The organism is Streptomyces argenteolus (assembly GCF_042902585.1).
In the GTDB taxonomy this organism is placed as follows: Bacteria; Actinomycetota; Actinomycetes; order Streptomycetales; family Streptomycetaceae; genus Streptomyces; species Streptomyces argenteolus.
In genome coordinates this window covers 158,474-180,022 of sequence record NZ_JBIBEG010000003.1, presented here as the reverse complement: position 1 = coordinate 180,022, position 21,549 = coordinate 158,474, and the positions used below count along the sequence as shown (strand labels likewise).

21 protein-coding genes are annotated in these 21,549 nt (G+C 71.4%); 13 read left to right on the top strand and 8 right to left on the bottom strand.

The window, feature by feature from the left end:
* Positions 1-431: 431 nt before the first annotated feature.
* The gene (locus ACFY8O_RS13335; protein WP_387901458.1) at positions 432-1,631 is read right to left on the bottom strand and encodes a phospholipase D-like domain-containing protein; all 1,200 of its coding nucleotides are present in this window, start codon (positions 1,629-1,631) and stop codon (positions 432-434) included.
* A gap of 256 nt (positions 1,632-1,887) precedes the next feature.
* Between ACFY8O_RS13335 and ACFY8O_RS13330 the strand changes: the two genes are divergently transcribed.
* From ACFY8O_RS13330 to ACFY8O_RS13320, 3 genes are all read left to right on the top strand, one after another.
* Positions 1,888-2,433: a YciI family protein gene (locus tag ACFY8O_RS13330; RefSeq protein WP_387902536.1), complete on the top strand. Its 546-nt coding sequence runs from the start codon at positions 1,888-1,890 to the stop codon at positions 2,431-2,433.
* 141 nt (positions 2,434-2,574) lie between these two features.
* Positions 2,575-3,009 (top strand): VOC family protein, encoded by a 435-nt coding sequence (locus tag ACFY8O_RS13325; protein ID WP_387901455.1) that lies wholly within the window; start codon positions 2,575-2,577, stop codon positions 3,007-3,009.
* A gap of 871 nt (positions 3,010-3,880) precedes the next feature.
* A complete protein-coding gene (locus ACFY8O_RS13320) occupies positions 3,881-4,654 on the top strand; it encodes a hypothetical protein (protein ID WP_387901452.1) in 774 nt (257 codons plus the stop codon).
* A 267-nt stretch (positions 4,655-4,921) separates the two neighbouring features.
* Here ACFY8O_RS13320 and ACFY8O_RS13315 read toward each other — a convergent pair whose 3' ends face one another.
* The 4 genes from ACFY8O_RS13315 to ACFY8O_RS13300 form a co-directional block, all read right to left on the bottom strand.
* On the bottom strand, positions 4,922-5,458 hold the full coding sequence (locus ACFY8O_RS13315) for a cysteine hydrolase family protein (protein WP_145805144.1): 537 nt from the start codon (positions 5,456-5,458) through the stop codon (positions 4,922-4,924).
* Positions 5,459-5,621: 163 nt separating this feature from the next.
* Positions 5,622-5,993 (bottom strand): VOC family protein, encoded by a 372-nt coding sequence (locus ACFY8O_RS13310; protein WP_145805142.1) that lies wholly within the window; start codon positions 5,991-5,993, stop codon positions 5,622-5,624.
* Positions 5,994-6,044: 51 nt separating this feature from the next.
* Positions 6,045-7,526 (bottom strand): aminotransferase class I/II-fold pyridoxal phosphate-dependent enzyme, encoded by a 1,482-nt coding sequence (locus tag ACFY8O_RS13305; protein WP_387901448.1) that lies wholly within the window; start codon positions 7,524-7,526, stop codon positions 6,045-6,047.
* Between the two features lie 37 nt (positions 7,527-7,563).
* Positions 7,564-8,451 (bottom strand): SDR family oxidoreductase, encoded by an 888-nt coding sequence (locus ACFY8O_RS13300; RefSeq protein WP_387901445.1) that lies wholly within the window; start codon positions 8,449-8,451, stop codon positions 7,564-7,566.
* A 174-nt stretch (positions 8,452-8,625) separates the two neighbouring features.
* Here ACFY8O_RS13300 and ACFY8O_RS13295 point away from each other — a divergent pair, with 174 nt between their 5' ends.
* The 4 genes from ACFY8O_RS13295 to ACFY8O_RS13280 all read left to right on the top strand — a co-directional run bounded on the left by ACFY8O_RS13295 (position 8,626) and on the right by ACFY8O_RS13280 (position 12,468).
* Entirely contained in the window at positions 8,626-9,531 is a 906-nt protein-coding gene (locus ACFY8O_RS13295) for a metallophosphoesterase family protein (RefSeq protein ID WP_387901443.1), read from the top strand.
* The gene (locus ACFY8O_RS13290) at positions 9,528-10,214 is read left to right on the top strand and encodes a 4'-phosphopantetheinyl transferase family protein (RefSeq protein WP_387901441.1); all 687 of its coding nucleotides are present in this window, start codon (positions 9,528-9,530) and stop codon (positions 10,212-10,214) included. The genes ACFY8O_RS13295 and ACFY8O_RS13290 overlap by 4 nt, the downstream gene beginning before the upstream one ends.
* A 597-nt stretch (positions 10,215-10,811) precedes the next feature.
* Positions 10,812-11,561, top strand: a complete 750-nt coding sequence (locus tag ACFY8O_RS13285) for an SDR family oxidoreductase (protein ID WP_387901438.1) — start codon at positions 10,812-10,814, stop codon at positions 11,559-11,561.
* Positions 11,562-11,763: 202 nt separating this feature from the next.
* Positions 11,764-12,468 carry a TetR/AcrR family transcriptional regulator gene (locus tag ACFY8O_RS13280; protein ID WP_387901435.1) on the top strand — a complete coding sequence of 235 codons (705 nt, stop codon included), beginning with the start codon at positions 11,764-11,766 and terminating at the stop codon, positions 12,466-12,468.
* A gap of 144 nt (positions 12,469-12,612) precedes the next feature.
* Here the strand turns inward: ACFY8O_RS13280 and ACFY8O_RS13275 are convergent, their stop codons facing one another.
* The gene (locus tag ACFY8O_RS13275; protein WP_387901432.1) at positions 12,613-12,990 is read right to left on the bottom strand and encodes a tetratricopeptide repeat protein; all 378 of its coding nucleotides are present in this window, start codon (positions 12,988-12,990) and stop codon (positions 12,613-12,615) included.
* A 120-nt stretch (positions 12,991-13,110) separates the two neighbouring features.
* Between ACFY8O_RS13275 and ACFY8O_RS13270 the strand changes: the two genes are divergently transcribed.
* Positions 13,111-14,076, top strand: coding sequence for a pirin family protein (locus ACFY8O_RS13270; RefSeq protein ID WP_145805129.1), 966 nt, complete (start codon positions 13,111-13,113; stop codon positions 14,074-14,076).
* 504 nt (positions 14,077-14,580) lie between these two features.
* Here ACFY8O_RS13270 and ACFY8O_RS13265 read toward each other — a convergent pair.
* On the bottom strand, positions 14,581-15,459 hold the full coding sequence (locus ACFY8O_RS13265) for an NmrA family NAD(P)-binding protein (protein ID WP_387901429.1): 879 nt from the start codon (positions 15,457-15,459) through the stop codon (positions 14,581-14,583).
* Positions 15,460-15,600: 141 nt separating this feature from the next.
* Here ACFY8O_RS13265 and ACFY8O_RS13260 point away from each other — a divergent pair, with 141 nt between their 5' ends.
* The 5 genes from ACFY8O_RS13260 (at position 15,601) to ACFY8O_RS13240 (ending at position 19,379) form a co-directional block, all read left to right on the top strand.
* Positions 15,601-16,305: a TetR/AcrR family transcriptional regulator gene (locus ACFY8O_RS13260; RefSeq protein WP_145805127.1), complete on the top strand. Its 705-nt coding sequence runs from the start codon at positions 15,601-15,603 to the stop codon at positions 16,303-16,305.
* 264 nt (positions 16,306-16,569) lie between these two features.
* Positions 16,570-17,388, top strand: coding sequence for an isocitrate lyase/PEP mutase family protein (locus tag ACFY8O_RS13255; RefSeq protein WP_387901427.1), 819 nt, complete (start codon positions 16,570-16,572; stop codon positions 17,386-17,388).
* Between the two features lie 530 nt (positions 17,389-17,918).
* Complete coding sequence (locus ACFY8O_RS13250; protein ID WP_387901424.1) at positions 17,919-18,155, top strand: hypervirulence associated TUDOR domain-containing protein; 237 nt, start codon at positions 17,919-17,921, stop codon at positions 18,153-18,155.
* Positions 18,152-18,493, top strand: a complete 342-nt coding sequence (locus ACFY8O_RS13245; RefSeq protein ID WP_145805099.1) for a DUF3140 domain-containing protein — start codon at positions 18,152-18,154, stop codon at positions 18,491-18,493. The genes ACFY8O_RS13250 and ACFY8O_RS13245 overlap by 4 nt, the downstream gene beginning before the upstream one ends.
* Positions 18,494-18,704: 211 nt before the next feature.
* Complete coding sequence (locus ACFY8O_RS13240; RefSeq protein ID WP_387901422.1) at positions 18,705-19,379, top strand: HAD family hydrolase; 675 nt, start codon at positions 18,705-18,707, stop codon at positions 19,377-19,379.
* A 99-nt stretch (positions 19,380-19,478) separates the two neighbouring features.
* Here ACFY8O_RS13240 and ACFY8O_RS13235 read toward each other — a convergent pair whose 3' ends face one another.
* On the bottom strand, positions 19,479-21,545 hold the full coding sequence (locus ACFY8O_RS13235; RefSeq protein WP_387901419.1) for an iron ABC transporter permease: 2,067 nt from the start codon (positions 21,543-21,545) through the stop codon (positions 19,479-19,481).
* Positions 21,546-21,549: the final 4 nt, after the last annotated feature.

Here is a 21,549-nt window from a genome sequence, read left to right as displayed (position 1 = left end):
GATGCCGGGGCAACGCAGGAGAGCGTCCCCCGTCACGTCGCCATGCGACGTGATGCCGCTCCGGTAGGGGCCTGCTGTCCGTGCGGAGGTCACCGGAACGGTGCAATGCGTGAGAACCGGGGGAACACCCTCGACGGCAGAGCCTGGGGCACCTCGGGTGACTCGGGTATCTGCCGCGCGCGGGCCGCGCTGACGAAGGCCGGGCCGTAGGCCGTGAAAGCGGTCCCCCAGCGGAGCGACTGCTCTGCGCTCGCCGGGTGACCGACAAGGCATGGGGCGAGTGACCGGCCGACGACAGGGGGCGACGGAGGGAAGGGCAAGCCGTCTCCGTGCCGCGCCCCACCACGGCAGGCCGCGCGGCGCGCAGGGCGGGAGCGGGTGTGCGTCGCGGTGCCGGCCCACCGAAGTGCCGCCCCACCCCCGCGTACGAGTCAGAGCCAGCGGCGTATCGGCAGAACTGCCGCCTCGCGCAGGCGCTGCGCGGAGGAGCGGCGCTTCCACCGGCCGGGCTCGACCCGTGTGCTCCGCTTCAGGTCCTCCTCGAAGTGGCCGTCCAGTGCAGCCGTGAAATCCCGGGCCAGGACCGCCAGCATCACTTCCTCGTCGTGTTCGAGCGAGCGGCGGTTGAAGTTCGTGGAGCCGATCAGGGAAGCCACACCGTCCACCGTCAGTGCCTTGGTGTGGAGCATGGTCGGCTGGTACTCGTAGATCTTCACCCCGCAGGCGAGGAGGTCCTCGTAGTGGTGCTGCCCGGCCAGGCGGCACACCCGTTTGTCGGTGTGCGGGCCGGGGAGCAGTATCTCCACGCTGACGCCCCTGCGAGCCGCGTCGCAGAGCAGCTCGATGAAGTACACATCGGGCGCGAAGTACGCCGTGGTGAGCCGCAGGCGCTCCTCGGCGGACTCCAGTACGACGCGCAGCAGCGTCTGCATGTCCTGCCAGCCGTAGCCGGCCGAGCCGCGCACCACCTGCACGACCGCGTCACCGTCGGACGCGGAGTCGACGAACCTGTCGCGCTCGGTGAACAGCTCGTCATGGCACTCGGCCCAGTTCTGCGCGAACGCGGCGGCCAGACCGTCCACCGCAGGGCCCTGTACCCGTACGTGTGTGTCGCGCCACTCGTTCTCGTTGCGGGCGTCGCCGCACCACTCCTCGGCGATCCCGACCCCGCCGGTGTACGCCGTCTCCTCGTCCGTGATCAGCACCTTGCGGTGGCAACGGTGGTTCTGCTTGAGCGGCGAGAGGTACAGGGGCTTGCGGAACCACGCCACCTCCACCCCGGACTCGTCCATCAGTGCCAGCTGGTCCTTCTCGATCAGCCGGCTCCCGAAGCCGTCCAGGAGCAGCCGTACCCGCACCCCGGCACGGGCGCGTTCCGACAGCGCCTCGGCGAACTGCTGGGCTATGTCGCCGCGCCAGTACACGAACGTCATCATGTCCACGGTGTGTTCGGCGCTCCGGATGGACTCCAGCATCGCCGTGAAGATCTCGTCCCCGTTGCGGAGCGGGGTGAGCGTGTTGCCTTCGGTCGCGGCGATGCCGATCAGGCGTTCCAGCCGCCGCCGGAGCCGTTGCGCGCGCCGCGCGAAGTCGGCGTCGTCAAGACTGGTGAGGGTGGATCTCGCATCCATGTGGCGGGACATCTTTCTTCGGTAGGCAGAGGAGGACGGGCAGGCCGACTGTACTCCCGTCCACTCGAACGTCTGAGCCCACCGGGTCTCTCGTGAAATCCGATGATGTGGATGATTGTGTGACATTCTCCGGACCCGAGAGCTCCAGTCGGCGCGGGAGACCCGCCGCTGCCCGAGGAGTCACACCGGAGGGCCTGGGTGTCCGGCGGCGAGGAATCCGTTCGACATGGGCACCCGCGCAGCGCGATCCTCGGGCATGGAGTTTCTCTGTTACCACCGCGACAGGCCCGGCTCCCTCTCGGCGCGCGAGGAGCTGCTCGAAGCGCACTGGTCTTATATGGACCGATATGTCAAGGAATTGATCGCGCGAGGCCCGACGCTCGCCGACGACGGGGTGCCCACCGGCAGTGTGCACATCGTGGACCTGCCCGATCCCGCCGCCGCGCGCGCCTTCGCCTTCGACGAGCCGAACTATCAGGCGGGCATCTACCGGGACGTGCTGCTGCGACGCTGGCGCAACATGCTGGGGCGCACCATGTGGGACTTCCCGGGCGGTGCGGAGGGCAGCCGGCGCTACCTGGTGATCGGCCTGGGCGCGGGAGAGGCGGCCGACCTCGAGGTGCCGCCCTGCCGGGACGAGCTGATCGCCTACGGACCGCTGCTGTCCGACGACGGCGCCACCTGGCTGGGCACCGCGGCGTTGCTCCGGGCGCCGGACCCCGGGACGGCGCGCGCCGTGCTGACCCCCGACCGGTACGCCGATGTCGAGGTGCACGACTGGCAGTTCGGCGGGCGGTCGTGACGCTCGGGACATGCGGCGTCGACGGCGCCGCGCGAGTGTCGTGCCCTGGTTGTTCCCGCCTCACCCTGAACTCGTCCTGTCCGTAAGGGCCCTCGCCGAAAAACCGTGGTGACGCCAGGGGCCTCGCCTTACGATGTGCCGATGGCGTCGATCAAGCAGATTCAGATCACCTTCGACTGCGCGGAACCCGAGCGCGTCGCCCGCTTCTGGTGCGAGGTCCTCGGGTACGTCGTACCACCGCCTCCGGAGGGCTTCGCTTCCTGGGCGGATTACGACCGCTCGCTGCCGCCGGAACGCCAGGGTGCGTCCTTCGCGTGCCACGATCCCTCCGGTGCCGGCCCGCGGCTGTACTTCCAGCGTGTTCCCGAAGGCAAGGTCGTCAAGAACCGGGTGCATCTCGACGTGCGCGCCGGTACCGGGCTCGTGGGGGAGGAGCGCCTGGCCGTGCTCGAGGCCGAATGCGCACGACTGGTCGCGCTCGGCGCCGTACGCGAGCGGCTGTTGCTCGCCGACGAGGAGAACGAATCCTGCATCGTGATGCGGGACGTCGAGGGCAACGAGTTCTGTCTCGACTGAGTGACCGCACACGGAGAACCCCCGCCGCGCCCGTGCGGTGAGCCGTGCGTCTGATCCCGATTCCGGGCGGTGAGCCGCCTCCTCGGTGCCTCACCGCCCAGGTGCACCGCCGATCCGCAGGCTCCTGGCGGCAGTCCGGCACGGCAAGAGCGGCCTCGGCGTCTCCCGGCCCGCCGTGGCCGCCCGGGAGCGGCTGTGCCGGGCGCTGTGTGCTCCACCGGTGACCGGCAGGGCCGCGATGTGCCGGACCCTGCATGCAGGCAGCGCACCACCGTCGAACCGTGCGTTGGCCCCGGGCGCCGGCGTGGCCGGTCATGTGGGCCGAGGGGACCGGTGCGGCCACATCGGGCACCGTGCCCCACACAGCAAGGTCGTCGCTCACTGGCGCACCGACGTCAGGTAGCGCCCGCCACCTCTCTGTGCCGCCATCTGCGTCCGGTGTGCTTCATGGTGAGACCCGCGTGTGATCGGTATGCGCGGCCCGCCCTTCCCCCTCCTGGGGGATCATCTCTTCCGGCTCTTGACGACGCGCCCCATCCCGGCTGAGATCGGCACGCGACGACTCCTCGACACGGTCGCGGGGTGATGGTGAGGGCATCACCTACGGCTCCGTACCGGTCGCGTCACAGGTCTCGTTGTTGTTGTTCGAGGCGGCCTCTCATGCCCCGCACACCACATCGATTGGTCCGCGAGCGAGGAACGGCCTGAACTCATGGGTGCGCGTGCCCACATGCTTCTGCCGAATGCTCAGCTCATGGCGTTCTCGGCTTGGTTTTCGCATGCGCTCCGTGGCAAATCGTTGGTTCGTTGTGTGTCGGTCGTCGTAAGTGCAATAGTCTATTCAGCCGAGTTGCATACGAAAGGCGACAACATGACGGTTCTCGAAAGCACTTCAGGCGGTGTGGAGGCCACAACCGCCCTGCTGCAGGCAGAACTTCCGCGGCTGGAGGAGCAGCAGCAGGCCCTGGAGAAGGAGCTCGCGTCGGTCACAGCACGCCTGACATCGGTGCGCTCCGCGCTCACCGCACTGCAGGCACTCTCCGAGGTGCCTCCGGTGCTGAACGGAGCGGCGCCGCAGGTCCCGGACGAGGTGGAGCCGCAGCATGTGGCCTCCGTCGAGGCCGAAGACGCGACCGTCGTGTCCGTCGTGACCGCCCCCGAGGAGGCGCCCGAGGCCGAGGACGCTCCGGCGGCGGACGCGGTGAAGGCCGAGGCCGCACCCGCCCCGGCAAGCGCTCGCAAGACTCCCACCAAGCGGAGCACGACGGAGACTTCACCGAGGGCCCGGAAGCAGAGGCCCGCGAAGAAGGCATCCGCCGCGCCCGACAAGGCGGTCAAGGCCGACAAGCCGGCGAAAGCCGCCAAGGCCGTGAAGGAAGTCAAGCCCGCACGCGCGCGGAAGGCTACGTCCCCGGCGGCATCCGCTCCCGCGGCACCGGACGGCGGAAGCCTCACCGAGCAGGTCATGGAGGTGGTCGCGGCTGCGGGCGGCAAGGCCCTGCGCGCCAGGGACGTCACGGAGGCGCTCGGCCGCGAACTCACCGCGGGCAGCATCAACACCGTGCGCGGCACCCTCGACAGGCTCGTGGCCACGTCGCGGGCCCACCGCGCCGGCCGCGGGCTCTACCAGGCGCCCGGCAAGTAATCCGCCGACGTGTGACGTGAGCGCCGCGACGAGCGGTCCGCGTCACGCGCCGGTGTGCGGCGTGGTGGGTGCATCCAGGATGCGCCCTGCGCCGCGGTGGGCTGCCCCGCCGGGACCGTACGCTCTCGGGTCGCGAGGGCGCCTACCTCCTTGACGTCGCTGGCACGGGGCGCCTCAGTGGGGACCGAGATGCCGTCGGCGGCCGGACGACTATCGCCGACGGCACGGTCCGGGTGTGACCGGGAGTGGGGGAGGGAGCGCCGTCCCTCAGAAGTCGACCGCCTTGCCGCTCCCCACGGTCGCGCCCATGTTGCGCTCCATCATGCGCAGAGCGGCGAGTGCCAGGTCCTCGTGGATATGGGCCACGGCGTCATCGGGCACGACCACCTGGAGATGGCGGATGTGGGCGTCGAGGGCGGAGTAGAGAACACACTGCTCGGTCACCTGACCGCAGAGCACCACACGGTCCACGTCCAGTTGGGAGAGGAGATAGGTGAGCGGAGTCTCGTAGAAGATCGAGTGCCTGGCCTTGATGACGAACAGTGAGTCCTCGTCGGGCAGCACGGGCTCGACCAGCTCGCGATGGGGGCCGGACAGGGTCGTCTCGATGATCTCGCCGTGGTGGGACCGCCACTCCCCGAAGTTGTCGTTCACGTAGATCACGGGGACGCCGCCGTCCCTGGCCCGCTGGATGAGCTCCACGATGTGGGGGAGCGCTTCCCGGACGGAAGGGATGAGGTGCTCGGCGTCGGCGTGGCCGTATGTGTTCAGCATGTCGATGACAATGAGGGCGCTTCGGCTCATATCGACATGTTCTCACCGCGCCGGGCGCGAGGCCGTGCAGCATCGCCGCTCCTCGGCCGGGCGAGCGCCGGACGACCCCACGAGCGGCGTTCCTCGGGTGCGCCGTGAGCCGGGACGCCGCCGGTGGTCCCGGTGGTCCGGACGCCACCGGCAGCACCGTACGTCACTCGAGACACAGGCAGAAGGGGTGCCCCGCCGGGTCGGCGTACACCCGGAAGTCGCGCTTTCCGCCCTCGTCGTCGAGGTCCAGTGGAGTGGCGCCGAGCGCCAGCACCTCCTCCTGGGCGCGGTCGATGTCCGGCACGTCGAAGTCCAGGTGTGCCTGCTGCGAGTTGTGGTCGGCGCGGGGCCACTCCGGCGGCCGGTGATCCGTCGCCCGCTGGAAGGCGATGCGCGCGCCACCCGGTACGTGGAGCGTGTACCAGTCCTCGTGCTCGTTCGTGATCTCGCCGCCCACGACGGCCTGGTAGAACCCGGCGAGCGCACGGGGATCGGGGCAGTCGAGGGCGACGAGGGAGTAGGTGGCGATGGGCATGTCCGAACCTTTCGTCGAGTGGCGGGGCGGCCGATTCCGCCCGGCAGTATGTCAGGGCCGGGCGGCCTCCACGCAGACGCGGACGGTCCGCAGGGTGGGGTCGGCCGGGTCGGGCACGTTCATTCCCGCGTCGATGCCGGAGCGCAGATAGCGCAGCAACGGCTCGGTGAGCCGCTCGCCGGGCAGCACCGTGGGGATCCCGGGCGGGTACGGCGTCATCATCTCGGCGGCGACGCGCCCCACGGCCTTCGCGGCCGGCACGTCCTCGGTGGCGGCGAAGTAGGCGTCCCTGGGCAGACACGCCTGGTCCGGGCGCAGGTCGTCCGGGCCCGGGACCTCCACGTCGGGCGCCGGATCGAGCGCGTCGGCATGCCGGGCCAGGTCGCTCAGCGCGTCCAGCAGGCGGTCGGCCGTCCGCTCGTCGTCGGCATGGGTGAACTGGGCGCTGATCCTGCGGTGGTCCACCAGGTGCATGTCGACGTGGTGGCGGGACCGGAGCCAGTCAGCCGCCCGGTAGCCGTTGGTCCCGAGGTCGCTGATGTCGACGACCACCGGCAGGGGGTCGAACTCTGCTGCCTTTCCCGGACCGCAGAAGTCGTCGCGGTCGTTCACGTGCATGCCGTCGATCTTCTCGATCCGCTCCCGGACTCCCGCTGCCAGATCCAGAGCGCGGGACAACAGGGCATGTCCTTCCTGGACCATCTGCCGTCGCCAGCCGTCGATTCCGGCGTACAGCAGGACGGACGGGCTCGTGGTGCCCAGCAGATCCGCCCGTGAGGCCAGCGTGTCGGGGTCCACGAGGTCGCCCTGGAGGTGGAAGACCGAGCCCTGCTCCAGCCCGCTGCCCATCTTGTGGATGCTGGTGACACAGACGTCGGCACCGGCGTCCATGGCCCAGGAGGGCAGATCCGGGTGGAACGGCAGATGCGCTCCCCAGGCCTCGTCCACGACGACGGGCTTCGAACGGCGGTGGCACACCTCGGCGATGGTCCGCAGGTCCGCCGCGGAGCCGTACGGCGTAGGGCTGGTGACCAGGGCGCCGCAGGCATCCGGGTGCCGGTCGAACGCCTCGTCGAAGGACTCCGCCGAGGGAGCGTGGGCGAGGTGCCGCTCGACGTCCCACTGCGGTTCCACCCACACCGGTTCGACGCCGGAGAGGATCAGCCCCGCCACGACGGACTTGTGCGCGTCCCGGCCGATCAGCAGCTTCCTCCCCGGGGCCGCGACACTGAGCATGGCGGCCTTCACCGAGAGCGAACTGCCGCAGGTGGAGAAGAAGGTGTGCTCGGCGTGGACCGCGTCGGCCATCAACCGCTCGGCACGGGTGAGGACTTCGGACCGGCTGCGGCGGTCGTCGAGTCCTCCGGAGGCCAGCACGTCGCCGAGGAACGGGGCGTCCCCGAGGACGGCGCGCACGGCCGGTGCGGCGCCGCGCGCCTGCTTGTGGCCGGGAGGCGAGAAACCCAGCTCTCCCCGCTCCTTGTAGGCGGCCACGGCATCGAGTACGGGTGCTTCATGGTGGTCTGCTCGCATGTACGACGCCTTCCCTGCGGTTCTCGCCCCATTCGCCTCAGGGCAGGGGCGTGCCGCCGGTCGCGTTCATGATCTCGCCGGTGATGAACGACGCGTTCGGCGACGCGAGGAAGACGTAGGCCGGAGCCATCTCGGCCGGCTGCGCGGGACGGCCCAGCGGGCTCTGCTTTCCGAACTCCGTGGTGTCGGGCATGGTCGCGGGAATGAGCGGGGTCCACACCGGCCCGGGAGCGACCGCGTTCACACGGATTCCGTCGGAGGCGACCATCTGCGCCAGCCCCTGCGTGAAGGTGACGATGGCGCCCTTCGTCATCGCGTAGTCCAGGAGATGGGGACTGGGCTTGAAGGCCTGCACGGACGTCGTGTTGATGATCGATCCGCCGGCCGGGATGTGCGGCAGAGCTGCCTTGCACAGCCAGAACATCCCGTAGAGGTTGGTGCGCACCACGCGGTCGAACTGCTCGGTCGAGATGGCCGAGATGCCGTCGGGCTGAGACATCTGGTAGGCGGCGTTGTTCACCAGCACGTCGATACGGCCGAACTCCGACACCGCCGTCTCGATGAGCTCGCGGCACTGCTTCTCGTCCCGGATGTCACACGCGACGGGGAGCGCCCTGCGGCCGGCTTGTTCGACGAGGCGGCAGGTCTCCTGGGCATCGCCCTTCTCGTCGGGCAGATACGTCAGCAGGACGTCAGCCCCTTCGCGGGCGAAGGCCAGCACCACCGCCCGGCCGATGCCGGAGTCGCCCCCCGTGACGACCGCCTTGCGGTCGAGCAGAAGGCCATGGCCCTCGTAGGAGTCCTCGCCGTGGTCCGGGGGCGGATCCATGGGGCCCGTCCAGCCCGGGTGCTGCTGCTCCTGCTGGGGGAAGTCCGGCTGCGGATGGGCCTCGGTCGGATCCTGCGGCTGTCCGTTGTCAGGCATCGGCTGCTCCTTGTCTCGGTCGCGGGCCACGGCCGTGGTCCCGGGGCACGCCCGTGGGGGACATGTGCCGCCGCGTGCCCCGGAGGCGCTCGGTCAATCATCGTGCGCGGACGAACATCGAGCATGTCGAGCGGCGAGCCCTTTCCCGCGCCCCCGAGACTGTAAATTCGAACAATGAGTCCTATGACTGGCGCCGTTCCGCACGCGGCGAAGGGGGGCGGCCGGCTTCTCGCGGTCAGCGATCTCCACGTGGGAATCGCCGACAACCGGCCGATCGCCGATCAACTGCATCCAGCCTCCGACGAGGACTGGCTCATCGTCGCGGGAGACGTGGCGGAACAGGCCGAGGAGGTGGAAGCAGCTCTGGAACTCCTGGCGGGGCGTTTCGCCAAGGTGGTGTGGACCCCTGGGAACCACGAACTGTGGACCGTGGACAAGGACCCCCTGCAACTGCGCGGCCGGGCGCGGTACGAGCACCTCGTCGCGGTGTGCCGCGAACTCGGCGTGACCACGCCCGAGGACCCGTACCCGCTGTGGCCGGGGCCGGCAGGGCCTGTGGCCGTGGCGGCGGTGTTCCTGCTGTACGACTACAGCTTCCGGGCGCCGGGGACGACCACCAAGGAGGAATCCCTGGCCAAGGCGCATGAAGCGGGTGTGGTCTGCACCGATGAGTATCTGCTGCACCCCGACCCCTACCCGACCCGGGACGAGTGGTGCAGGGAGCGCGTGGCGCTCACCGAACAGCGACTGGCCGCGCACGACCCCGAGGTGCCCCTGGTGATCGCCGGGCACTGGCCTCTTCTGCGCGAGCCCACCTCCGTCATGTGGTACCCGGAGTTCGCCCAGTGGTGTGGCACGGAACTGACGGCCGACTGGCACACCCGGTTCAATGTCGCCGCCGTCGTCTACGGCCACCTTCACATCCCCCGTACGACCTGGCACGACGGCGTGCGGTTCGAGGAGGTGTCGATCGGATACCCCCGGGAGTGGCGCAAACGTGGCCACCCGCGCGGACTGCTGCGGCAGATCCTGCCGTACGACGGTGAGCAGACCTCGCCCGAGGGGAGGGCGGGCGCGTGATCGAGCGACTCGTCCCCGCGTACGTCGCGAGCGCGGACACGTACGACGTGGATGCTCCGGCGGGCACTCTCTATCCCGAGGAGGAGCAACTGATCGCGGCGAGCGTGGATCGCCGTAGGCACGAGTTCGCCGCGGTGCGCGCCTGTGCGCGACGGGCCATGGCCACCCTCGGGCTGCCACCGGCCCCCGTCCTGCGCGGCGTGCGCGGCATGCCGCTCTGGCCCGCGGGGACCGTCGGCAGCATGACGCACTGCGACGGGTACCGCGCGGCGGTGCTGGCCAGGGACACGGAGGTGCGGGGGATGGGCATCGACGCCGAGCCGAACGCACCGCTTCCGCCCGGCGTCTGGGAGGTGATATCGCTGCCTTCGGAGCGGGCACGGATATCCGTCGACGTGAAGGATCCCGCCGTCCACTGGGGGCGGCTGCTCTTCAGCGCCAAGGAGAGCGTCTTCAAGACGTGGTATCCCCTCACCCTGATCGAACTCGACTTCTCCGAGGCTGACATCACCTTCCACGGAGACCCGGACACCGCGACCGAGGGCACGTTCACCGCCGAACTGCTGCGTACGGCACCGGGTATGCCGACGTCGTACGCGGGCAAGTGGCTCGTCGAGGACGGCTTCGCGGTCACCTCGATCGTGCTGTCCGCGGATGCCCCCGTGTGTCGCGGAGACGTGTGACGCGGACCCGCGGGGCTGTGACGTGGGTTCGCCCGCGGGGCTGTGACGCGGGTCCGAAGGACGGACGGGCACGGGCCCGTCGGATGTACGCGGGCCGTCCGGCGTGCACGTATCAGTAGTACGTGTACGGATCCGTGCGGGCGCGATGCGGACGCGCTGAGGGGCCCGGCCCCGGCGGGCCGGGCCGAGGCGCTTCGAGCTGTGCCGGGGCGCGCCCCGAGGGGTCGTCCTTCGTTCGGCGGCGGGCCCGAGAGGCGCCGGGCGTACGCCGGGCGGGGGCGCCTTCGCGCTGGGCCGCCGGGCGACGGCTCCTCGGCCGCCGAAGTGTGCCGGGGTGCTGCCGCCCCCCCACGGCGCCCCTGGCCGGAGCAGGCATACAGGCGGGGTGCGGCCGGCCGCACCCCGCCGCCGTCAGGAGGCGTAGCTGAACGCCCCGCTCAGGAGAGAGCCGCCGCGGGTGACAGCACAGGAGGGAGCCGACACGGATGACGGCGTTACCACTCACTGCGGTAGCGTCGATAACATCATAGTGTTAGCGTTGTTTCCGTAAGGGTTTCGTCGAACCGGCGGCGATCTTTCTGCCACAGGAGCAACGTCATGACCGAGCACCGGACCACCACCGCCCGCAGGGTCGCCCTCGTCACCGGGGGATCGCGCGGTATCGGCCGCGAGAGCGTCGAACGGCTTGCTGCGGACGGGTTCGCGGTCGTCGTCACCTATGCGGGCAACAAGGCCGAAGCCGACGCGGCGGTGGCGGCCGTGGTGTCCGCGGGCGGAGAAGCCCTGGCGCACCAGGCCGACGTCGCCGACGAGGTGGCGGTCGCCGGCCTCTTCGACGCGGCCGAAGAGGCCTTCGGCGGAGTCGACGTGGTCGTCCACGCCGCGGGCGTGATGGCGCTCGCCCCGCTGGTCGACCTCGATCTGGACGTACTCGACCGGATGCACCGCACCAACATCCGCGGCACCTTCGTCGTCGGCCAGCAGGCGGCACGCCGCCTGCGGAACGGAGGCGCGCTCATCAACTTCTCCAGTTCGGTGCTGGCGTTGGCCCTGCCCGGATACAGCGCCTACGCCGCGACCAAGGGGGCTGTCGAGGCGATCACGCTGATCCTGGCCCGCGAGCTGAGGGGGCGCGACATCACGGTCAACGCGGTTGCCCCCGGGCCGACCGCCACCGCCCTGTTCCTGGACGGCAAGGACGAGGAGACCATCGCCAAGATGGCGGCGCAGCCGCCTCTCGAGCGTCTCGGAACCCCTCAGGACATCGCTGAGGTCGTCTCCTTCCTCGCCGGCCCGGCCCGTTGGGTCAACGGCCAGGTGCTGCGCGCCAACGGTGGCATCGCCTGACGGGATGGTCCCCGTGGTCCCACCGGGTCGGAAGCCGGGAAGGCGCGGGCAGGAGGCCTACCCCGGGGAGGGGGACGGAGAGGTGCGAGGCCGAGGTGCCCGCGCGGGCGGACGAGCGGCGCGGCCACTCCGGCGGTCGTTGCCGTCGATGCGGCCCCAGCCGTCCGGCCCGCCCCGCGCACCGCTTGGTAGCGTCCCTCCGATGAGTACACGAGCACGCATCCTCGATGTCGCGGCCCGGCTGGTCGCGGAGTCTGCGGACGGGGACATCTCCACGCGAGCCGTGTGTGAGGCGGCCCAGGTCGGGGCGCCGGCCCTGTACCGCCACTTCGGGGACAAGGCCGGGCTGCTGTCGGCGGTCGTCGACCAGGGCTTCGACGCCTACCTGGCGGCCAAGCGCGAACGGGGCGACACCGCGGACCCGGTCGAGGATCTCCGCAACGGCTGGGACAGTCACGTCGAGTTCGCGCTGCGTCATCCGAACCTCTACCGGCTGATGAACTCCCCCGCGATGCGGACACCGCCGGCTGCCGCGCTGGAAGCCCACCGCATCCTGACCCGAGACCTGGAGAGGGCCGCCGCGCTGGGGAAGCTGCGCATCGCTCCTGAGCTGGCAGCCCAGATGATCATGTCCTCCACGACCGGTGTGGCCCTGATGCTCGTGTCCAGGCCCGCGACCTTCCCCGACGCCGGGGTGTCGGCGCGTGTGCGCGACGCCGTGCACGCCGCCGTCTTCACGCCGGACGCCCGGGAGGCCGAGCCGGTCGAGACGGACGTGCCGTCCACGGCCGCCCGGCTGAGTGCCCTGTTGCGCCGGTCGCAGGGGTCCGGGCTCAGCGCCGCCGAATCGGCGCTCCTGACGGAATGGCTGGACCGGGTGTCGAACGCGGAGGGAAGCGACGACTGACGGGGAGGGGCCGGCGTGCGGGCACACCCGCACGCCGGCCCCTCGGCCCGCGCTCTGTCCTGGCCGACCACCCTGCCGTACCGCCCGCCCCGAGGTGGCCGGCCGGGCGAGGTCTGCCGTGGCTCCCGGGGCTCCGGGGCTCTGTCAGTCCCGGGCCCGGCGGTCCCGCGAGACGGGCTCGGGGCCGAACTCGCCGGCCATGGCGTCGGCCATCCGCAGGTGCGGGGCGGCCTCCGCGTGCCGCCCCTGGCGCTCCAGGGTGCGCCCGAGCATCAGCCGCGCGTAGTCCTCGACCGGGTTGCGGTCCAACACCTCGCGCAGTTCGGCCTCGGCCTTGGCGAGTCGCGCCGAGTGGTAGTAGGCGCGCGCCAGCAGGAGGCGCGGCGCCACCTGCTCCGGGACCTCCTGGACGAGCCCGCCGAGGATCCTGGCCGCGGTCAGGTACTCCTTGGCCTCGAAGAACATCTGGGCCCGGTCCCACCGGTCGGCGGGCGTACCGAACTCGTAGTAGGTCTCGTCCACTTCTCCTCCTCCGCCGACATGCTTACGGACCCGTCAACACGGCGAGGTAGTTAAACATTCCACTAAATTTTCGGCGTGTGGGCAGGTACTCCGTGACCGCTCGGGAATAGGTTGTGCGCCATGAGCAATCTCGATCGCCAGGCCGTCCCCTCCGTCTGCGGAGGGCGAGGCTTCGTCGTCGCCGAACCGGTACGCGAACTCCTCACCCCGCGCCGCGTCCAGCTCGGCGAGTCCACCGAGGTGCGCAGGCTGTTGCCCAACCTGGGCCGCCGCATGGTCGGGGCCTGGGCCTTCGTGGACCATTACGGCCCCGACGACATCACCGACGAGCCGGGGATGCAGGTGCCACCGCACCCGCACATGGGCCTGCAGACGGTCAGCTGGCTTCACGAGGGGGAGGTGCTGCACCGGGACAGCCTGGGCAGCCTCCAGACCGTCCGGCCGCGCGAGTTGGGCCTGATGACCTCGGGCAGGGCCATCAGTCACTCCGAGGAGAGTCCGAGAAGCCATGCCGGATTCCTGCACGGGGCCCAGCTCTGGGTCGCCCTGCCCGACGCACATCGGCACATGGATCCGCACTTCGAGCACCACACCGCTCTGCCCACGGTCACCGCACGAGGCCTCAACGCCACCGTGATCCTGGGCGAACTCGACGGCTCCACCTCGCCCGGCAGTGCCTACACCCCGATCGTGGGGGCGGACCTGGCGCTCGCCGACGGCGCCGAAGCGCGGCTGCCGCTGGACCCCGACTTCGAGTACGCCGTGCTGTCCATGTCCGGCGAGGCGGAGGTCGACGGCGTCCCGGTGCTGCCCGGCTCGATGCTCTACCTGGGGTGCGGCCGTACCGAACTGCCCTTGCGCGCCGCGTCGGAAGCAGGGTTGATGCTGCTCGGTGGAGAGCCCTTCGCGGAGGAGATCGTCATGTGGTGGAACTTCGTCGGACGCTCCCACGAGGAGATCGAGGAGGCCCGGCAGGAGTGGGCGGAGGGCTCCCGCTTCGGAGAGGTGCACGGCTACGACGGCGGCAGGCTGTCCGCCCCCGCCCTGCCGCCGGTGGCGCTCAAGCCTCGGGGGCGGGTGCGCTGACCTGGAGCGAGGCGGGGCGTCAGCGGAGCCGTCGACCGTTCTCTCCAGGTCCCCTCGCCGGCGGGGAGGGGGCAGCGGTCTCTGCCGCAGGCCGGCTTCCCGGGGCCGGCGGAGCGGGTCCCGGTTTCCGCGATCAGGTCCGGTCGGGCACATGCCGGCCTGCCGCGTGACGTCGACCCCGCGCGCCGAGCCCGGGATCGCCCCCCGGCTGGCACCGGGCACCGGTTTCGGGCTCTCGTACGGGCCGGCACGCGCTCTGCTCGACGGCCCCACGGCCGTGCGCGAGCCGGGGCCGCATCCCCCCACCCCGCCTCGGCGAGCACGGCCGATGCCGGTGGACGCGGTCCGGCGCGAGGAACCGGACCGCGTCCACCGCTCTGTCAGGCTCCCCTGAGGAGACCGTTGCCGGGCCCGGCCGACCCGCTCGCGCCGGGTGGCAGCGGATGCCGCGTCACCCCGCCGCCGGAGTCGGGGAAGCTGCCGCCGGAGCCCGGGCAGCCGGACTCAGGCCGCCACGGCCGGCTCGAGTACGTCCTGGCACCACTGGCGGAAGCCGGTCGCGCCGGCGACCCGCAGGGTGCTCTGCTCGGCGTCGTAGATGCCGTCGTTCTGGGCCTCGGCCATGTCGACCAGTCCCTGCGCGAATCCGTCGGTCATCCCGTACCCCAGCATCGTTGCCTTGTACGTCTCGCTGCTGACCTGCTGGAAGCGGACCGGTCGTTCCAGGACCTCCGACATGACCTCGGCCATCCCGTCGGGGGACAGCGCGTCGGGCCCGATCACCGGGACGCTGCCCTGTCCGCTCCATGAGTCGTCGAGCAGCAGGTCCGCAGCCGCCGCGGCGATGTCGCGGGTGGCAACCGTCGCGAGAGGGCGCTCAGCGGAGTTCGCCAGGAAGAACATCCCCTTGCTCCGGATCGCCTCGATCTGGCCGAGCAGGTTCTCCATGAAGAAGGGCATGGCCAGCGACCGATAGTGCACGCCGGTGCTCTCGAACAGCTCGTCCACCGCGAACGCGGGGGACAGGAGCCCGGCGGGCTTGCCGTACGCACGGCCCATGCTGGAGACGCCCACGACCCGCTGGACTCCTTGACTCTTGAGCGCGTCGCAGGCGGGCCGCGTCAGGCTGAGGTAGGAGTCCTCGATGTCGTCGGCCTGCGGGTTCGGGGGCACCAGCCACAGCACGCTCTCGGCGCCCGCGAACGCCTCGGCGACCACGTCGCTGTCGCCGTGCGACCCCTGGACGATCTCGACGCGCTCGCGGACCTCCGGGGGGAGGCGGGCGGGGTCGCGGGCTACCACGCGGACCGGCCGGCCGTCGGTGAGGAGCCGGGCAAGGGTCTGGCGGCCGATCTGGCCGGTGGGGGCGGTGATGACGATCACGGAGACCTCCGGGAGGGGTTGCTTCGAGACGTGGCGGTGTGCCTCCGGGCGGCCGTCCGCCCACATCGTTTCCACTGATAACAAAAGCATGTTATCGGTGTTTGGGCAAATCGCTAACGCGCTTCCGTTAACATTGGAAACATGGAGACCGAACGCTCTGCCCCTGCCGACAGCAACAGGGCCCGAATCATCACCGCCGCGGCCCGGCTCCTCGCCGAGAACGGCCGCGAGGCGGTGTCGACCCGGGCGGTGAGCACCGCGGCCGGCGTCCAGGCCCCGACCATCTACCGGCTCTTCGGCGACAAGCAGGGCCTGCTCGACGCGGTGGCCGCCCACGGGTTCGCCGCGTACCTGCGCGAGAAGACCGACCTCCCTCCCAGCGGCGACCCGGTCGAGGACCTGCGCGCGGGATGGAATCTGCACATCGGCTTCGGCCTCGCCAACCCGGCCCTGTACGCCCTCATGTACGGAGAGCCCCGCCCCGACGCGACTCCGCCGGCAGCGCTCGCCGCAGCCGCAGTCCTCGCCGCCCACATCAAGCGGATCGCCGAGGTGGGCAGGCTTCGGATCGATGAGGCACGCGCCGCACAGCTCGTCCACGCCGTCGGCGGCGGCACGGTCCTCACGCTGCTCGCCACTCCGGAAGACCGGCGGGACCTCACCCTGTCCGACCTCGCACGGGAAGCGGTCATCGCCGCCATCGTCACCGACGCCCCCGCTCCGGCCGCGCCCGGCCCGGCCGGAGCCGCGGTCGCCCTCCGCGCAGTCCTCCCGCAGACCTCGGTGATGAGCGCCAACGAGCGCAGCCTGCTCACGGAATGGCTCGACCGCATCGCCAGAGGCTGAGTCACCTCCTCGCCGCTCGTCGCTCGCATCCGGTCGCGCAACAGCCGCCATGGCCGCGGGGGGTCGCGGAAAAACGGTCCCGGTGGTGCCGATGCGGTCCGTCCGCCGAGCTCGAAGCGCTCATCTCCGCCGACCGCCAGGCGCACCTACGTGGCGAACCGGCCGCCACGGTCCACGTCCTGCGGGTCAGCTGACCTGCGGCCCGTCGATGTCCGTGTCGGATTCCCGCCGGAACGTGGGCGTCAGCCGATGTTGACTGCGTCCATGACCCTCACACAGCCGGACGACGCCCGCCTCTTCCGTTCCCTGCACACCGCATCCGCACCTCTGGCGCTCGCCAACGCCTGGGACGTCGCGAGCGCCCGTGTCATCGAGGCCGCCGGCGCCTCGGCGATCGCCACGACCAGTGCCGGTGTCGCCTGGTCGCTGGGTTACCCGGACGGTGACGTCCTCACCCGCCAGCGGACGCTGGAGGTGCTCGGCCGTATCGTCGCCGCCGTCGGCGTTCCGGTCACGGCGGATATCGAGGGCGGGTACGGGACGGACGCCGCAGGCATCGCCGAGACCGTCACCGGGGTGCTCGCGGCCGGAGCCGCAGGCGTCAACATCGAGGACGGCACCAGGCGTCCGGAAGACCTCGCGTCCAGGCTGGCCGCGGCCCGGCGGACCGCCGACCGGGCAGGCGCGGACCTTTTCCTCAACGCCCGTGTCGACACGTTTCTCCTCGGACTCGGCGACCAGGCCACCCGACTGCGGGAGACCCTTGCCCGTGCCCGGCTGTACGTCGATGCGGGCGCTGACGGCATCTTCGTCCCCGGCGTCACCGACCCGGTGACCATCGCGGCGCTGGCCGGCGGCATCTCCGTACCGCTGAACGTCATGGCCGGCCCTGGCAGTCCGGCCGTGGCGGAACTCGGCGGCCTCGGTGTGGCCCGCGTCAGTCTCGGATCGGGCGTGGCGCAGGTCGCCCATGCCGCCGCCCGGCGCACCGCGCGGGAGCTGTTCGGCGCGGGCGCGTACGACTCCCTCGCCGAGGGCATGAGCTTCCCGGAACTCGACGCGCTGTTCTCGGCGCCCCGCTGACGCGGAGGCCAGGCTGCACCGGGATGCGCCGTACGTCGCCGTTCAGGGCCGGGGGCGATCGCCCGTCTGGTGCGACACCGCCGCTCGGGCGTCCGCCCTCTTCCGGTCGCCTTCGCTCTTCATACGCGCGTCTCCCAGAGCGATGCCGTCGCTCCGCCTCTTCAGCCCTGCGAGTTGCCGTACGCCGGCGGAGATCAACTCTGCCATCCTGGTCATCCGTCCTCCGTTTCGTGAACCGTGAAACGCGGTGTGTGGCGGTGGTGATCCGCCCTCACACCGTGGGGCGCCCGTCGTGGCGCCGACGCGAGGCGCGCCCTTCCACAAGCCTGACATATCCCCCCGGACGTCGGCAGTGGCTGCGCGTACCGCGACACCACAGGCCCACGGGCATGGCCGCCCGGTGTTCCGTCGGGGGTGAGCGACCGGAGGGCGGGCCCCCACATGCGTGAAGGGCACATACCCGTGATCCTGGCGGAGACCGGGCGCTTTCGGCGGAGCTGTTCCCCGCGCTCACGAGAGAGGAAGATCCCATGGCCGGTAAGGGCAAGGGCAAGAAGCTGTCCCGTGGTGACGACGTCACGTGGAAGAGCCACGGACAGGACGTCGAAGGCACCGTCACACGAAAGGTCGACAAGCGCACCGAGGCCGCGGGCCGGACCGTGGACGCGTCCAAGGACGAGCCGCAGTACGAGGTGGAGAGCGACAAGACGGGCAGGACAGCCGTCCACAAGCCCGAGTCGCTCCGCAAGAAGGCCGGCGGCTCGTGAGCGGCGGACGGGACGAGGAGCGGCAGGAGACCCTCGACCGCTTCGGTGAGGCCGTCAACATGTCGGCCTCGGAGCTCGAGAAATGGCTGGGAACGGAGCAGGCGCAGGAGGTCGGGCAGAAGAACGGCAGCGAGGAATCGACCGGCCACGCGTCCGGCCGCCGGATCGTGGACCTGCTGCGCACGAAGAAGGCCGACCTGAGCGACGACGACCTCGCCCACATGCGCAAGGTCGTGGGGTACGTCCACAGGCACGCCCAGCAACGCCCGGAGGGGGACGTCACCGACACCCCGTGGCGCCACTCGCTGATGAACTGGGGCCACGACCCCGAGAAGTAGGTTCCGTACGTCCGCGAGCGTTCCCGCCGCGACGGAGGCGATTGCGTCACCACGACGCCGAGCGGAGGGACGCCGCACCGCTCCGCCTCCAACGGCGGGGTATGCGTGACACGGAACCATCGCACGGAAACACCGGGCCCTTGACGGCGGTCCGGGCGTCACGTGGGCCGGCGCCCGCGGCGGAGGGCCGGCCCCGGCCGAGGAGGAACGGATGAACAGGGCACGCGCGGCGATCTTCGACGTCGACGGCACGCTGACCGACACCAACCATCTCCATGTGGTGGCCTGGTGGGAGGCGTTCCGTCAGGCGGGGCACATCCTGCCGATGCCGGACATCCACCGGGCGGTCGGGCTCGGCTCCGGCGACCTGATCGAGCGGCTGCTCACTGCCGATCGCGACCGTGAACAGGATGCGGTCATCAGCGCCGCGCACAAGACGCTCTACGGGACGTACTACGACCGCATCCCCGCGTTCGAGGGCGCCGGCGACCTGCTGCGCGCCCTGGCGGAGCGCGGCTGGAGCGTGGTGCTCGCCACCTCGGCGAGCGGGCCGGAGCTGGAGGCCCTGCGGCGGGCCGTGGACGCGGACGACGCGATCGGGGACACGGCGAGTTCGGACGACGTCGCCGAGGGGAAGCCCTCTCCCGAACCCGTGCAGCTGGCCTGCGAACTGGCCGGCGTCGGCGCGGATCAGGCGGTGTTCGTGGGCGACACCGTGTGGGACATGGAGGCGGCAGCCCGGGCGGGGGTGCGTTCGGTGGCCGTGCTGTCCGGCGGCATCCCCCGCGCCGACCTGGAGCTGGCCGGTGCGGACGCGGTCTACCAGGACGTCGCCGAACTGCTCTCTCGGCTGGACGACAGCCCTTTCGGGCGGACGGTCTCCTGAGCGCACGCCCGCCGGACGGTGCCCTGCCGTGAACGTGGCGCGACGGCGACTGCCCCCTCACCGGACCGGCGAGGGGGCAGTGGTCGTCGCGTCGGCGCCTCAGCGCCGTGTGCGGACGAGCAGGTAGACGAAGTACGGAGCTCCGATCACCGCGGTCATCAGCCCCGCCCCGAGCTGGGCCGGCGCGATCACCGTGCGCCCCGCCAGGTCCGCCAGGCAGACCAGCAGAGCGCCGAGGAGGACCGCCACCGGGACCACCCGCACGTGGCGGCGGCCGACCAGGGCGCGTGCCGCGTGCGGGGCGACCAGGCCGACGAAGCCGATCGTGCCCGCCGCCGCCACGGCGGTGGAGCTGAGCAGCACCGCCATCGCGAGGAAGCCGAGACGTGCCCGGGGGAGACCGAGGCCGAGCAGCCGGGGGGTGTCCTCGTCGAGGGCGACGAGGTCCAGTTCCCTGCGGCGGACCACCGCGAGGACGATGCCCACCACGAGTACGGCCGCCACCGGCACCACGTCGGGCATGTTCCGTCCGTAGGTGGACCCGGAGAGCCACGTGAGCGCCTTCGTCGTGTCGAACGGGTCGCTGAGCACGATCACCAGGCTGATCAGCGCCGCCGCGGCGGCGGAGACCCCGACGCCGAGCAGGACGAGTCTGTTCTGCCCGAATCCGCTCCGCGCCGCCAGCCCGAAGACGAGCGACGCGGTCACCGCGGCCCCGCCGAACGCCGCTCCCGCGACCCACCACGAGCCGGGGGACTCCACGGTGGTCACCAGCAGGACGGCGCCGAGACCGGCGCCGCCGGACACACCGAGGATGCCGGGTTCGGCGAGCGGGTTACGGGTCACGGCCTGGACCAGGGTGCCGGACAGGGCCAGCGCGGCTCCCGCGAGGAGTGCGGCGGTGACCCGGGGCACCCGGGTGTCGAGCACGAAGGTGACGACCCTGCCGGCCCTGCCCTGGGCCCAGTTCACGACATCGCCGAGCAGCAGTTTCGAGTCGCCGAGGAGCACCGCGGCGATCATCACGCCCACGAGGGTGACGGCGAGCACGACCACGGTGACGAGGAACGCCGTCCGCCCGGGTATCCGCAGCCGGTCCGGGGCCTCCGCCGAGGCGGTGTCCCGTGCGCGGAGCGCCATGACGACGAGGAACACACCGCCCACCACGGTGGTGACGACACCGGTCGGCACCTCCACGGCGGTGTCGGCGGGAACGACCGCGCGCAGCAGGACGTCGGACACGAGGACGAGCGCGGCACCCACGAGTCCCGCCACCGGCATGCTGACCCGGGAACGGACCAGCCCGCGGAACCGGCGGGTGAGCGGCCGGACGAGCGCGGGCGCGCAGAGGCCGACGAAGCCGATCGGGCCGGCGAGGGTGACCGCCGCCGCCGAGAGCAGGGTGGCGAGGACCACCGTCGTCACCCGGGTTCCGCGGACGGGTACGCCCAGTCCCCGGGCCGCGTCGTCGCCCAGGGCCAGGGCGTCGACGCGCCGGGCGACCAACAGCAGCCCGACGAAGCCCACGGCGATGACCGGGGCCATCTGCGCGACCCCGTCGAAGCCGTTCTGGCCGACGCTGCCCTGGTTCCACGCGTAGAGGCCCTCCGTCTGCTGGGGGAACAGCAGCAGCAGTGCCTCGGTCGCCGCGTTGAGTCCCAGCGCGAGGGCGCTGCCCGCGAGGACCAGCCGGACGGTGCCCTTGCCGAGGCCGGAGAGGCCGAGCACGACCGCCGCCGCCGCGAGTCCGCCGACGAACGCGGTGCCGGAGGAGGCGAGGAGCGGCAGGGTGGTGCCGGTGGCGGCGAGCACGCCGAGCGCCAGATACGAGCCCGCGTTCACGGCGAGGGTGTCCGGCGAGGCGAGTACGTTCCGGCTGACCGCCTGGAGGGCGGAGCCGGCCATGCCGAGCGCCACTCCGACGAGGATGGCGGCGACCATCCTCGGCAGCCGGGAGGCCACGACGACGGAGGCGTCCCCCGCCTCGGCGTTCCCCGTGAGCGCGTCCCAGACCTGCGACGCGCCGACGTCGGCGGTGCCCTGGGTGATGTCGACGGCGGCGAGTACCGCGACGAGCAGCACGAGCGTGGCCGTCACGGCGACCGCGCCCGTCGTGGCCGCGGCGGTGCGGTCACGGCCGACCGCGGTCTTGTCGATGACGGCCACGGCC